This is a genomic window from Anaerolineales bacterium, from assembly GCA_019637805.1.
In the GTDB taxonomy this organism is placed as follows: domain Bacteria; phylum Chloroflexota; class Anaerolineae; order Anaerolineales; family UBA11579; genus JAMCZK01.
Genome location: JAHBVB010000002.1, coordinates 428,705 through 442,334, shown reverse-complemented (window position 1 = coordinate 442,334; position 13,630 = coordinate 428,705). Strand labels below are relative to the sequence as shown.

15 protein-coding genes are annotated in these 13,630 nt (G+C 59.3%); 1 reads left to right on the top strand and 14 read right to left on the bottom strand.

The genetic code is table 11. The annotated features are described in order from the left end of the window. Positions 1–18: 18 nt before the first annotated feature. The 13 genes from raiA to KF885_07750 form a co-directional block, all read right to left on the bottom strand. A complete protein-coding gene (gene raiA / locus KF885_07810; protein ID MBX3049063.1) occupies positions 19–579 on the bottom strand; it encodes a ribosome-associated translation inhibitor RaiA in 561 nt (186 codons plus the stop codon). Between the two features lie 26 nt (positions 580–605). Beyond that, positions 606–1,304, bottom strand: a complete 699-nt coding sequence (locus KF885_07805) for a ComF family protein (protein ID MBX3049062.1) — start codon at positions 1,302–1,304, stop codon at positions 606–608. Positions 1,305–1,360: 56 nt separating this feature from the next. After that, positions 1,361–2,293, bottom strand: a complete 933-nt coding sequence (locus KF885_07800) for a type II secretion system F family protein (GenBank protein MBX3049061.1) — start codon at positions 2,291–2,293, stop codon at positions 1,361–1,363. Between the two features lie 3 nt (positions 2,294–2,296). After that, positions 2,297–3,262: a type II secretion system F family protein gene (locus KF885_07795; protein ID MBX3049060.1), complete on the bottom strand. Its 966-nt coding sequence runs from the start codon at positions 3,260–3,262 to the stop codon at positions 2,297–2,299. Between the two features lie 4 nt (positions 3,263–3,266). After that, positions 3,267–4,685: a CpaF family protein gene (locus KF885_07790; protein MBX3049059.1), complete on the bottom strand. Its 1,419-nt coding sequence runs from the start codon at positions 4,683–4,685 to the stop codon at positions 3,267–3,269. Between the two features lie 26 nt (positions 4,686–4,711). Beyond that, positions 4,712–5,944 carry a response regulator gene (locus KF885_07785; GenBank protein ID MBX3049058.1) on the bottom strand — a complete coding sequence of 411 codons (1,233 nt, stop codon included), beginning with the start codon at positions 5,942–5,944 and terminating at the stop codon, positions 4,712–4,714. Between the two features lie 11 nt (positions 5,945–5,955). Next, on the bottom strand, positions 5,956–7,008 hold the full coding sequence (locus tag KF885_07780) for a hypothetical protein (GenBank protein MBX3049057.1): 1,053 nt from the start codon (positions 7,006–7,008) through the stop codon (positions 5,956–5,958). Between the two features lie 227 nt (positions 7,009–7,235). Then, positions 7,236–7,394, bottom strand: a complete 159-nt coding sequence (locus tag KF885_07775; protein MBX3049056.1) for a pilus assembly protein — start codon at positions 7,392–7,394, stop codon at positions 7,236–7,238. A gap of 126 nt (positions 7,395–7,520) precedes the next feature. Further along, positions 7,521–8,576 (bottom strand): hypothetical protein, encoded by a 1,056-nt coding sequence (locus KF885_07770; protein ID MBX3049055.1) that lies wholly within the window; start codon positions 8,574–8,576, stop codon positions 7,521–7,523. Between the two features lie 24 nt (positions 8,577–8,600). Next, the gene (locus tag KF885_07765) at positions 8,601–9,281 is read right to left on the bottom strand and encodes a response regulator transcription factor (protein ID MBX3049054.1); all 681 of its coding nucleotides are present in this window, start codon (positions 9,279–9,281) and stop codon (positions 8,601–8,603) included. A 61-nt stretch (positions 9,282–9,342) separates the two neighbouring features. Beyond that, a complete protein-coding gene (locus KF885_07760) occupies positions 9,343–9,942 on the bottom strand; it encodes a class I SAM-dependent methyltransferase (GenBank protein MBX3049053.1) in 600 nt (199 codons plus the stop codon). Positions 9,943–9,947: 5 nt separating this feature from the next. After that, positions 9,948–11,402, bottom strand: a complete 1,455-nt coding sequence (locus KF885_07755) for a hypothetical protein (GenBank protein ID MBX3049052.1) — start codon at positions 11,400–11,402, stop codon at positions 9,948–9,950. A 118-nt stretch (positions 11,403–11,520) separates the two neighbouring features. Then, positions 11,521–12,744 carry a sigma-70 family RNA polymerase sigma factor gene (locus tag KF885_07750; protein ID MBX3049051.1) on the bottom strand — a complete coding sequence of 408 codons (1,224 nt, stop codon included), beginning with the start codon at positions 12,742–12,744 and terminating at the stop codon, positions 11,521–11,523. Positions 12,745–13,030: 286 nt separating this feature from the next. On the opposite strand from KF885_07750, the gene KF885_07745 reads away from it, so the two are divergent. Next, entirely contained in the window at positions 13,031–13,330 is a 300-nt protein-coding gene (locus KF885_07745) for an antibiotic biosynthesis monooxygenase (protein ID MBX3049050.1), read from the top strand. A gap of 1 nt (position 13,331) precedes the next feature. Here the strand turns inward: KF885_07745 and KF885_07740 are convergent, their stop codons facing one another. Further along, a complete protein-coding gene (locus KF885_07740) occupies positions 13,332–13,625 on the bottom strand; it encodes a GIY-YIG nuclease family protein (GenBank protein ID MBX3049049.1) in 294 nt (97 codons plus the stop codon). Between the last annotated feature and the right edge of the window lie 5 nt (positions 13,626–13,630).

Below are 13,630 nucleotides of genomic sequence, written 5' to 3'. Positions count from 1 at the left end.
TCCTCTCGTCCGAGATTTTCAGGCGATCTCGGTGTCAATCAGGCCGTAGCTGTCGTCGCCGCGCCGGTAGAGCACGCTGACGCCATTGGCATCCATATTGTAGAAGACGAAGAAGTTGTTGTGCCCCAGCAGGCGCATCTGCTCCATCGCTTCGGCGGGCGACATGGGGTGCAAGAGAAAGCGTTTCTGACGGACGATCTCGCTCAGCGGCTCGTCCTCGATCTCAAATTCGGCCAGTTCCTGGTCGGCAAGCACGGGCTGGGCGCTCTTGTTGCCCTGGCGCTTGCCCTTGTAGCGTTCCATCTGGCGCTGGATCTTTTCCAAGGCCAGGTCAAAGGCGTTGCTGGGCTGGTCGGAATTTTCCTCGGCACGCAGTACAAAGCTGGCGCCGCGCAGGGTGATCTGAGCTTTATAGCGGTCACCGGCGGCTTTGGCCGCTTTGCGGTGAGCCAGGTCCACTTTGACGTCCTCAACATCGGGCAGATAACGGTCCAACTTCTCTGCGCGCGAGCTGACGTAATCGCGCAAGGTGTCGTCTACCTGGAAGTCTTTTGCGGAAATATCAACCACTGTGGTCATGTCAGCCTCCTTGCCGGAATAGGGAGCTATCTTACCAAATTCGCCTGGTGGTCTTGGAAGAGCGAGCGCCCCACCGTGAGGACATACACTTGTGCAGCGCCGGCTTCCAGCAAAGCCAGCGAGATCGCTTGTGCTGTAGCTCCTGTAGTCATAATATCATCCACCAGAAGCACGTGCGTCCCCAAGATTGCCTGTTTGTCTGCAACAAATGTCCCTTGTAAGTTCTGCCAGCGCTGCGCAGCGGTCAACCGGTGCTGAACCTTTGCGCCGGGCTTGCGCCGCAGCGCGCCGGCCGGGAGCGGCAGACCCAAACCCTGGGCAAGCGGCCCGGCCAGCAAGCCCGCCTGGTTGAAGCCGCGCTGGGCCTCCCGTTGGGCATCCAAAGGCACGGGCAGCACAAGGTCTGCCTGCCAGGCTTGCTGCTGATAGAGCAGCTGCAGCTTGGCGGCAAAGATCTGCGCCAGGGCCATGTTCTGCTGGCGTTTGAAGGCCAGCAATGCTTGGCGCAGCTCAGCGGCATAAGGCGCCAATGAACGCGCCGAAGTGAAGCGATAGTGATTGACCCGGCAGGCCTCACAGCTTGCCGCCTGTTCGGCAGACGGAAGCCCGCAATGGGCGCAGAGCGGCGCGCGCAGCCAGTGGGTGCGCTGGTCGCAGGCCGAGCACCACGGACCACCCAGCGCGCCACAGCCCAGGCAACGCGGCGGGAAGAGCCAGTCCAGCACGGTGGTCCCAGCTCTGCGAAAGGCGCCCCTCAAAATGGATAGTCCCGGGGGATGTTTTAGAAGCCGATGCCGGAGCGCATGATCTGCAGCACGGCAGGACCCATCAGCAAAATCACGATCGTAGGGAAGATCAGCAGCACCATCGGCATCAGCATTTTCACGGGAGCCTGCTGGGCTCTTTCCTCAGCACGCTGCCGGCGCTTAATGCGCATGGAATCGGATTGCACCCGCAGCACGCGCGACATGCTGACACCCAACTGCTCGCTCTGGATCACGGCGGCTACAAAGCTGTCCATTTCCGAGAGATTGAGCCGGGCGGCCATGTCTCGCAAGGCTTCACGGCGCAATTTGCCCAGCTGCACTTCTTGTAACACGCGGCTGAAGGCTTCGGAAAGTTCGTTGTCCCACTTCTCGGTCACTTTTTTGAGGGCAGCGTCAAAACCCAGGCCGGCTTCCACCGAAATGGTGAGCAGGTCCAGCGCGTCTGGCATGGAGTTCAGAATGGTGCGCTGGCGGCGGGTGACACGGCTGTCCACCAGTAGGTTGGGCATGAAGAAACCTACTACGGTAGCGGCCAGAATGATCAGCGCTGTGTTGAAGGTGATGTCATTGGATATGGAATAGACCATAAAGAGCAGGCCGCCCAAGCCAAAGCCAAAGACGAAGCGCGAGGCGAGGAACAAGCTGGGTTCCAACCAGCGCGGCGCGCCGGCCATCTCCAACCGGCGGCGAGCATCAATGATGGCCTGCGCCGGCGTGAAGCGCTGGGCAAATTCGCCCAGACGCCGCGCCGTGGGGTACACGACGCGCTCCATGAAGGGCTGCGAGAGCTCGATCTCTTCCAGGCTGGCGATCTCGCCGCGGGCGGCATATTCAGCCAGCCGGGTGGCCAGCGGGTCGGAATTCTGGCGGTCGCGCAGGCCTACCACCACCAGGGCAACCGCCGCGGCAATGATGATGAAGATGATCAGCAGACCGATCCAAGTCATGGGCTAGATCTCAATCTGCGCCAGGCGGGTGAGGGCTACATAGCCAACCACCAGCATCACGCCGGCAGTGATCAGCATCGAGATCCCGCAGATAACCGGCTCTTCAAAGAAGCCCATCATATAGTCGCGGTTGACCGCCCAGAGCACGCCGGAAATGATCAGCGGCATAAACGCCAAAAAGCGGCCGGAAAAGGCCACCTGGGCGGTGGTGGCGCGGATCTCGCCCTGCATGCGCACCCGCTCGCGGATGGTGTATGAGATGGTGTCCAGAATTTCCGCCAGGTTGCCGCCAACCTCACGTTGGATGTTAATCGCCGTGATGGCCAGGTCCAAGTCGCCGCTGGCGATCCTGCGCTGCAAATTGTCGAGGGCGGTTTCCATCGGCACGCCCAGCTGCATTTCCTGCACCACGCGGCGGAATTCGTCGCTGATCGGCGAAGGCATTTCCTGGCTGACCGCTTCCATAGCCTGCAAGGCCGAGAAGCCTGTGCGCAGGCTGTTGACCATTAGATTGAGCATGTCTGGCAGCTGTTCATCGAATTTGCGCAGACGCTTGCCCTGTTGATAGCGCACAAAGAGGCGCGGGATCCCGGCCCCGAGCAGGGCGCCCACCAGGCCGAACAGCCAGGAGCCGCCGCCGAATAGATAACCCAGCAAACCCATCAGGCCGATAGCGATGACGATCAGGGCAATGTATTCACCGATCTTCAGCTTGAGATCGGCACGGGCCAGCTCCCTGGCGGTGCTTTCGCCAAAATTGGTGGGCTCAATGCGCTTGGTGAGCCAGTTGACCAGCACACCTTCCCTGTTTTGCTTGGCGCCCTCTTGCCGGGCGTCCTGGTAAACATCATCCAGGTATTGTTCCAGACGGCGATCCACCAAGGACTTTTCACCGCGCAGGGCCACTACGGTACCCAGCAGCAGGAGCAGAATGGCCAGCCCCAGTCCGATCCAAAACACCAACGGCATGCGTCTAATACCTCGGGCGCTGGCCGGCGCCGAACAATGTGGTTGGGATGTGAATGCCAGCCGCTTCGAAGCGATCCATGAACCCGGGCCGCAGTCCGGTGGGCAACATTTGCCCCATGATCTTGCCCTCTTCAAAGCCGCTTTGCTCGAAGACGAAGATGTCCATCAGGGTGATCACATCGCCTTCCATGCCAAGCACTTCGGTGATGTTGACCACCTTGCGGGTGCCGTCACGCATACGGTCGACCTGCACGATCAAGTCGATGGCAGAGGCAACCTGCTCGCGGATGGCGCGGATGGGTAATTCGTAGCCCGCCATGAGGGTCATGGTCTCGATACGAGAGAGCACATCTCGGGGGCTGTTGGCGTGGGCCGTGGTCATGGACCCTTCATGGCCGGTGTTCATCGCCTGGAGCATGTCCAGCGCCTCACCGGCACGAATTTCGCCGACGATAATGCGGTCGGGGCGCATACGCAGCGCATTGACCACCAGCTGCTGAGCGGTGATCGCCCCAGTGCCTTCTACGTTCGAGGGGCGCGTCTCCAGCGTGACCACATGGTCCTGGCGCAGTTGGAGTTCCGCCGCATTTTCGATGGTGACGATGCGCTGGTCCGCCGGGATGAAGGTCGAAAGCACATTGAGCAAAGTGGTCTTACCAGAACCCGTACCGCCGGAAATCACTACGTTCAGGTTGGCTTCTACACAGGCTTTGAGGAACAGCACCGCCTCGGGCGAAATGGAGCCGAAGCCGATTAACTGGTCAATCGTGATCGGGTCTTTGGAGAACTTACGGATGGTGAGCACCGGCCCACTGAGTGAGATCGGCGGGATGACAGCATTGACGCGCGAGCCATCCGGCAAGCGGGCATCCACATACGGGCTTTGCTCATCCACACGGCGGCCCAGCGGAGAAACGATGCGGTCAATGATGCGCATGACATGCTCGTTGCTCTCGAACTTGAGCGGGGTGCGGTACAGCTTGCCGCCGCGCTCCACATACACGCTCTGGTAGCCATTGACCATAATTTCAGAGATGCTGTTATCCGCCAAAAGCGGTTGCAGGGGGCCGTATCCCAGAATTTCATCGGTGATCTGCTCCAGCAAACGCTGGCGCTCCGGCCGGGTGATAACGATGTTCTCTTCGACCAGGATTTTTTCAAACAAGTCCTGGATGGTACGGCGGATCTCATCCAGCTTGCTGACGTCCATGGTGATGTCCACTTCGCTGAGCAAGCGAGTCTGAACACGCGTCTTCAAGTCTGTGTAGGAGGTGCGCCCGGCTGGGGTAGCGCCGCCGGGCCGGCTGGGCCGCAGGTTGGTCAGGCGCGAACCGCCAGAGTCATTGCCGTTTTCCGGCTTCTCTATCGGGCGAGTGACCGGCTTCTTGGGTTCCTCGTTCTGGTCGCGTTCCAGTCTGCGCATCAATGACATGGCCAGATTCCTTTAAGCTAGTTGGCCTCGACCTGAGAGCGAACCATCATCTTCAGCTTGGCGTTCACTTTATTGGCCAATTCCGTAACGGCCTTGCCGCTGGGCGTGTTGGCGCCGCGCAACAAGAAGGGTTCCCCGCGGTCCATGGCGGGCACAACCAGGCGTTCATCCAACGGCACGACCACATCAATATCTTTCTTGAAGTTGTCACGCACCCGCTCAGGGGTAATACTGCGGCGCTTGTCGTAACTGTTCATCACCAAAAGAATTTGGTCGCGGGGCATGCCCAGCCCCTCCGCCAGGTCCAGGAAGAGGCGCACGTTCTTGATCGAGGGAATGTCCTGGGTGAAGACCAACACCAGAATATCGGTGGTGTCGAGGACGGCCAGGGTCAGCTCGTTGAGCAAGGCGCTGGTATCCACCACCACACGGGGATACATGCGGCTCAGGTAGCGCAAGACGGAGGCGAGCTCAGGGCCTGTGACCGCATCGGCATATTCCGGGCGCATAGGCGCTGCCAGGATGTGCACACCGGAGGCTTCATTCTTGATCACGACCTCGCCCACGATCTCGCGATCGAGTTCATCGGCCCGCGGGGTTAGATCCGTGATGTTGGTGCGACCCTGCTCATTGAAGAAAAAGGACAGATCGCCAAACTGCAAATTGGCATCCACCGCGGCCACCGCCCCGCCCTGCTGGCGCAAGGCCACGGCCAGGTTGGTGGCGATGGTGGTTTTGCCGATGCCGCCCTTGGGGCCGAACACGGTGACCACATAGCCCTGGTCGCCAGGGATGAGCTGGCCGCCTCCGGCCGACCCGCCGCTGACCTCGGACATGCCCACACCGGAGAGCTTTTCCTTCTCGTTGCGGGCCACGCGGCCGGCGCGGTGGATGGCGGCCGTCAGCTCGTCAATATCAATCGGCTTGGTGAGGAAGTCCCGGGCGCCAGCCAGCATGGCGCGGCGCATATAGTTCGAATCGCCCTGAACGGAAAGAATGACGATCTGGGTGAAAGGCACCTTCTTGCGAATGGCCTCGGTGGCGGTAATGCCGTCCATGTCCGGCATGTTGATGTCCATGAGCACCACATCCGGCTGGGTCTCCATGGAGAGCTCCAGTCCTTCTGCCCCGGTGCGCGAAGCGCCGACGACTTCAATATTGGCATCGAACTGCAAAAGCTTGCGGATGTTTTCGCGCGTTTCAGCGACATCATCCACAATCAGGACGCGAACTTTATCTTCAGCAGACATGAGGTGATCGACTAAGGCGCGCTTTCCACTTGCGGGAACACATTCACCCGAGTAGGAGAGATCAGTGCGTCGATACGCGGCTCCAGCCCGTAGGGCAGCTTGGACGGCACTGGAATATTGTAGGTGCTCAACAAGTATTCCAGCGTGACCGCTTCAGTGATAGTGGTGCTTTCATCCGTCGAAGAGCGCAAAGCGAGGGTCAGTTCACCGCCGGCGTAGATCAAGTAGTTGAGGGTCACCGCATCTTGAGGCGAAACGATGAGCGTGATCAGGTCTGGCGGAGAGACAACCACTGCGGCGCCATCCTCTGCAGTATCCGAACTGGCATTGGCGTAAGGGAAATCGCCGACATGCAAAATGACAATATCTTGCAGCAAGGTTTGGCTGACGAGGCGCGGGCGCTGGTTTTCAGAGGGCACCAAATAAAGCACCTGGCCGGTCAGCTCGTCCAGCACGGCTTCACCCTGCGGCAGCGGCACGCTGCCGATCACAACCTCGGCGGTAAGCGCCTGGGAGCCGCCCTCTTCAGTGCTGGTTTCCGGTGAGCGTAGAACACCCGTATTGTTGGGGAGGCGGGTCTGCGTGTCCGGGTCCAGGTCGGTAAGCAAGAGGGTCACGATCACGTTGACGTGATCCCCGGAGCGCAGGCCATAGGCCAGGCTGGAGAAGCGATCAATCGGGATGGGGAAGGCCACCATGCCGGCCGGGATGGCCAGCGAAGTGTCTGAGCCGCCGGTGGCAACCTCTTCCGCGGTATTCACCACCATGTTGACCAGCAGCGGCTGGTCGGGCTCCAGGTCATAGCGCGCCAAGCGGCCCACAGCTTGGCTGGTGTTGGTCAGCATATTGGCGCTGGTGTGCTGCGTGGGGTAAGCCAGATAGCCCAGAGCTTCTTCCGTGATCAAACTGCCGCGGCTAATCGGTTGGACGACGATCACAATATCGGTCGTTTGGATTTCGCCTTGCGAATCACCCGTCAAACCCAGGTTTGTGGCAGCATACAAAGCCACCAGGGCCAGAATAAGAATAACGGAAACAATAATAAGAGCTCTACCCAATCGCATTTAGCTGCCTCCATCCAGGCGGCGAATACCAGCACACGTCCGCTTGGCTGTCATGATTCCAGTATACAGTCCAAGTCTACCTGAAACTGCCATCAGCCGCAGAAAAATCCTGCGGCTGAGTTAAGCTACGCAGCCCTGAAGACCAGGGCTGCGTTTGCTTATCAAATCACTTCGTGGCAATTACCGCCACTTTGATACAACGAGATCTTGCTCGAAAGCAGATCGGACTAGCCGGCACCACTCAGAGCATTAACAATGGTATTGAGTGTATTCTGAATGCCGTCGCCCAACAGACCCCAAACCACGAGGCCAACAATAGCGACCAACACAATGATCAGAACGTACTCCACCATACCCTGACCCTTTTCGTTCAACTTGAAGAACATGGCAATTTCTCCTTTCTAATAAAGGCTCCTTACGGAACACCGTAAGTGTATTGACATTATAGTATTTTTGGCTTTCATCGCAACAAAAATACGGTTTGAATTAATGAGAGATTAGTACTAGCGCAGTTATCTGTTCAAAGACGGCTGAAGTGGAATGGAGAGTTGGAAATGGGCTCCCTTGCCCGGCGAAGTTTCCACCTCAAAGGTGCCACCCAACATTTCCATGCGCTCGCGCAAGGCCTTGATGCTCAGCTCGGCCTCATCTGGCAGGCTGTGGGCTTCAAAGCCGTTCCCGTTGTCGTCCACAGTGGCGCGCACATGCTGTTCAGCAATATCCAGTTGCACGCGGATAGTGGTGGCTTGATTGTGCAGGGCGGGATTGCTGATCAGCTCCTGCACCACACGGAAAACGATGACTTCAACATACGGTTCCAGACGCCGCTCGGCTCCAGTCACGCTGACGTTGATCTCGGTGCCGGATTTTTCGGCCAGGTGGCTGGCGTAGCGCTTGACGGTCGGCACCAGGCCGAGATCATCCAGCATCATGGGGCGCAGGTCAAAGATGAAATCACGCACTTTTTGGAACGTGGTGGCGGCCGATTCCTTGAGGTTGTTCAGCTCTTGGCGCGCCTGGTCCTGGTCCACATCGAAGAGCCGCAGGGCAATTTCCGCCTGCAGGATGAAGTTGGACAGCGCCTGGGCTGGGCCGTCATGCATCTGGCGCGAAAGACGCTGGCGTTCGGCTTCCTGCGCCTGGGTGATGACTTCGATGGAGCTTTGTGCATTGCGGCCATCGCCCTGCGGGGCATTCAGATCCTGGTTGGCCTGCAGCACTTTCTTGTAGGTCTGCAGTTGGTGCTCCAAGTGAGCCCGATCGCTGGCCAGCTTTTCCATTTGGCCGCGCATCACCACCAGGCGCTGCTGGGCCTCCAGTGCTGCCTCGTAGGCGACGCGGATATCGGCAGCCGGCAGATCGTCGATTTGTGACTCCATTTGCTGCAGGTGGGCGTTGATGGTGGCATTGCGCTGGGTAAGCTTCTCCACCTCGCTTTTGCTCTGGTCAAGCAACAGGTCGACCTCGCGCAGTTCGCGCTCGGTCTGCTCGCGCTCCTGGTCCAGCTGCTCCAGCGCCGCGGCCAGCGTCAGGGCACCTTCTTCCTTGGATGATGAACTAACGGTCAAGCCTATCTCCTGCCCAGGCACGCACTACGAAGGTTTTTCCACCTGCACCCACCCCTGGCGCAGAGCAAATACAGCTGCCTGAGTACGATCTTCTACTTTTAACTTACGCAACACAGCGGTCACATGGTTTTTTACGGTTTGATGGCTGATGGCCAGATCGCGGGCGATTTCCTTATTGCTCAGACCGCGTGTGATACAGGCCAACACTTCCATTTCACGGCCAGAAAGCGGCTCCAGGCCCACCGCCTCATTCAGGGGCGAGATGGGGTTGGCCCGCTCTGCCTGCCAACGCTGCAACGCTTCGCGGTCCAAGACCTGCTCGGCGACGACATAGCGCCCTTCGGCTACGCTGCGCACGATGCGCACCAAGGTTTCCGGGTGCACATCTTTGGCGCAGTAGGCCGCCGCGCCGGCCGCGATCGAATTCCATTCCTGCGAACTGTCATCGTAGGCGGTGAGCAAGACCACGCGGGTATGGCTCTTGGCCTCATGCAATTGGCGGGTGAGCTGCTGGCCGTTGAAATCGGGCAGGTTTAGATCCACAATGGCGACAATCGGTGAAAGCTTGGAGACCAGCTCGAGCGCTTCTCCGGCACTGGCGGCCTGCCCGACAATGGCAAAGTCGGGCTCCAGGGAAAGCGTATCGACAACCCCCTGCCGAAAAATGGGATGGTCATCCACCACCACAATGGAAATCTTTGCCATAAGTCCTCACGCGCCGCCCGCGGTCAGTCAGTATAGCATAGGCACTTTTGCGCGGCCATTCTCAGCGCTGCGCAGTCGCCCAGAGGTTGAGCCCCAGTTCAAAATAGCCCAAACGGATATTGTGCATGGCAAAGCCGGCCCGGCCAAAACACCACCCTAGAGTGGGCAGGGTATAGGCGTAGGCATGCTCATCAATCTCCTCGGCGCTGACCAGGCTGAGGCGCGCCATCCAGTGCAGCAGATTATCTGTCCAGCCAGCCGGCGTGGTGATGATGACCTTGCCGCCCGGCTTGAGAGCCCGGCGGGCTTCAGCCAGCAGCTGCGGAAGGCTGTTTGGATTGAGATGCTCCACCACGGCCAGCAGAGTAATGATGTCAAAATAGCCATCGGCATAGGGCAGCACGGGCTTGGCGTTCAGGTCCGCCTGGTGCCAGTGGATGCCCGTGCCCTCCAGCTTAAGCGGCAACTGGTCTATGGCGTATTTCTCGCTGAAATTGGTGTGAGTCAGGAAATACGGATATGAGCCGCAGCCAATGTCGAGAATGCGGCCGCGGCGCGCTTCAGCCGGGATGAGCTGATTGGCCTTGTTGGCGCGCAGCCGGGCCAGGAACGGCTCCAGCAAGCCTTTGCCGCGTGTGGCCTTGCTCTGCTCAACGGACATGCAGTTCACCGCCCATAGAGGATTGAGAGCTCATCTTCATACAATACCTGCCAATCATAAAAGGGCAACAGTGGCACGATCGGCCAGTGCTTTTCCAGCAGAATGAGGTCAATAGCGTAGCTTTCCAATAGAGACTGCCATCCCGGGTCAGCGCGCACCACGTCCAGCCAGTCGGTGAGCAGCTCATCGCCGTACAGGTCGGTGCGCCCGTCGGTGAAGACCGGGTATTCAGGCAAGGCCCAAATCAAGTAGCCTCCCCAATTGTAAGAGTTGAAAAGCCTGCCCTGCGGGCGCTGCTTGCGCAAGTACTCCACCGCACCGATGGGCAGATTGCTGGCCAAACGCTCGGCGCGGGTCTCTTCGTCGAAGTGCTCGGCGGCTTTGAGGCCGATGACCAGCACGCCCAGCAGCACCACGGCCAGGTGCAACCCACGCGTCCAACGAGCGGTGATCGGCGGGCCAGGCTGCCAAGCAAACTGCCGGGCTAAGCGCGCCAGGCCGGCTTCGGCGTGGCGGGCGAGCACCAGCGGGGCCGCCAGGGCAAAGGCGGGGATGTTGCGGGCGGCCAGCAGGCTCATGTACCCGAAGCCGGCCAGCAGCAAGAAGTCGGTGAGCGCCAGGCCCAGACCAGAGGCGCCCACCACGCCGAGCGCCAGAAAGAGCAACAGCGCAAAGGGCAGCGTATTGAGAGCGTGAAAGTTGGGCGACTGCCATTCAATGATATGGTCTTGCAAAACGCCGATCGACACGGTTTGGAAAGGATAGGCCAGCATGGCCGGGCCGCTGGGGTTGAGGCAAGCGCCCAACAGCAACCCCAGAACGACCAGCCCAAGCTGCTTGAGGCGGCGCAGCGCCTCAGCATCGGGCTGACGGCGCCAAAGGCCCACCAGCCAGGCGAGCAGCTGCGGAGCCAGATAAGTCCCCACGACCAAGAATCCCATCGCAAAACCAGGATGGCTGTTGACCCACACGGCCATCAGCAGCGGCAGCCAGAGCAGCCGGTTGGCCCGCCCCCAGCGATAGTCCTCCAAAATCCAAAGAAAGGCGGCGCTGAGCACAAAACTGACCATATAGGGTCGGGCCGCCCAATACAGTCCCGAGGCAGTCACTGCCAACACCAGCACAAAGGCACGCAGCAGCGGTGGCCCGCTCATCGCGTTATAAATGAAAGCGAAGGCTAAAGTCACAAGGACGGCCGCCCAAAGGTTGAGGCCGCCCAAGCCCAGCAGGCTGTACACGGCGTACAACTGCACCTGGCTGAGCCAGGCCATGCTGGGGTACAGCCAGGGCTCTCCGGCCCGGGTGAAGGAGTAGCTATCTGTCTTGGGTATCGCCCCCGTCTGCAAAACGGCTTCGCCGGCGCGCAGATGCCACCAGGTGTCTGGGTCCAGAGGCGTATTGAGGCCCATGTAAAAGACACATAGGAACAGGAGGGTGATAACAAAGCTGCGAAAACTCATGAGCTAAGCATTATACGGTGGGATGAAAGTATTAATTATTATCATGCTGCCCCGGGGCGTCCAAGCCAACAAAAAAACAGGCGCCTTTGGCGCCTGTTTGGTTCTTGCCCGTTTAGGGTTAAGCCTCACCCAAGTATTCCTTGAGTTTTTTGGCGACCACAGGATGGCGCAAGCGGCTGAGCGCTTGGGCTTCGATCTGGCGCACACGCTCACGCGTGACGCCCATCTTGCTGCCAACTTCTTCCAGCGTATAGGCCTGGCCGTCCATGAGGCCATAGCGCAGCTGCAGGATGCGCACTTCACGCGGCGGCAGCCCATCGAGCACTTCGTAGAGGTGCTCACGCAGCAGGTTGTAGGTGGCCGAGTCGTCCGGGGCCGGGGCCTCATGGTCCTGGATGAAATCGCCCAGCACGGAATCTTCTTCATCGTCGGTGGGCGTCTCCAGCGAAAGCGGGCGGCGGGCCACCTGGATCATGTTCTCGACCTTCTTGGGCGGCACATCCAAAGCCTCGGCCAGCTCTTCCACCGAGGGGTCACGCCCCAGGCGCTGGGTGAGCTGGTGCTGCACGCGCAGCAGCTTGTTGATCTGGTCGCCCATGTGGACCGGCACGCGGATCGTGCGGCCCTGGTCGGCAATGGCGCGGGTGACCGCTTGGCGAATCCACCAAGTGGCGTAGGTGCTGAACTTGTGGCCGCGGCGGTAATCGAACTTCTTGGCGGCCCGGATCAGGCCAATGTTGCCCTCTTGAATAAGGTCCTGAAAGGGTACACCGCGGCCCATGTACTTCTTGGCCACACTGATCACCAAGCGGGAATTGGCGGTGATCAGGTGCTCACGCGCGGCCCAGCCGTCTTCGATCTGCTGGCGGTGCTTGGGGCGCTGCTCTTCGCTGAACTTGCCGGAGGCGAGTGCCTCGCGGGAAATGCGGCCTTTTTCGATGCGCTTGGCCAGCATGACCTCTTCTTCGGCGGTGAGCAGCGGTACGCGGCCCACTTCCTTAAGGTACAGGCCGATCATGTCATCGGTATCAATATTGGCCAGGTAGTTGTCGTCGGCTTCCTGCTGGCGGCGGCTTTCCTTTTCGTCTTCCTCGTTGTCGTCGTCCCCGTCCAGACTCAGCTCGTTGTCGTGGCCCTCAATCACTTCGGGGTCGTCCACATAGGCAATGCCGGCGCCCAGCAGGGCAGCAAAGGCCTCTTCGAGTTTGTCTACGTCACGCTCTGCTTCGGGGAAGAAGTTGAGGATATCGTCGATGGTGACATAACCCTGCTTGCGGCCCAGCTCAATAAGCCGGGCGATGGCGGGGTGTTCACGATCGGACTGGGCATCACGCCCTGCGATATCTTCGAGGAGTTTCTCGTTCAGCACTATGTTGTCTTTCTCCCAGGCTAAAAGCCCGGTAATTGAATTTACTCCTGAGAGTATTGCGCCAAGGAGTTGCTGCTGCCGGGGAGTAAAAAGTCCAGCAACGAATGTTGCTGGCGCTTTGTTACCCCAACCGAGTGAAGACCACTATACAGTGAATCAAATCGGCGAGTCAACATCAAATCCTTGACATGCTACCGGTTAATGCAGGCTTTGTGCCAGAAAATGAGATTCTCTAATCTTGGAGGTCTATAATGTATCCATGTATGGATTACACGGAAAAATCAGCGCTATAACAGGCAAACGCCCCGCCCTGCTGGAGCTTTTATTGCAGGCGGCGGAAGCCATGCAGGCCAACCCCGATTGCCTCATCTATATCGTGAGCGAAGATGCGGCCGACCCAGAGGGCATTTGGGTCAGCGAAGTGTGGACCAGCGCCGAGAGCCACCAAGCCTCGCTGGCTCCGGAAGAGACCCAGGCGCTGATCGCCCAGGCGCGCCCGCTGATTGCCGGCATGTCTGACCGGGCGGAACTGCGCACCCTGGGCGGCAAGGGGCTGTAGCTTAGAACCAATCGTGGCTGAGGTACTGCCAGGTGGGGTTGGTCGTCTCGATTAGATTGCGCTTCTTTTCTCTACGCCAGGCTTTGATTTGCTTTTCGCGAGCAATGGCATCCTCGACAAAGTCAAATTCTTCATAGTACATAAGCAAATCGATCTTGTATTTGCTGGCAAAACCTTGATTGGCGCGCGCTTTATGCTCCCAGATTCGCCGCTCAAGGTTGTTAGTGACACCGGTGTAAAGCGTGCCCGTGGGGTTGCTCAGGATGTAGATGTAATACTTCCCCTGCTGCGCCATGGATT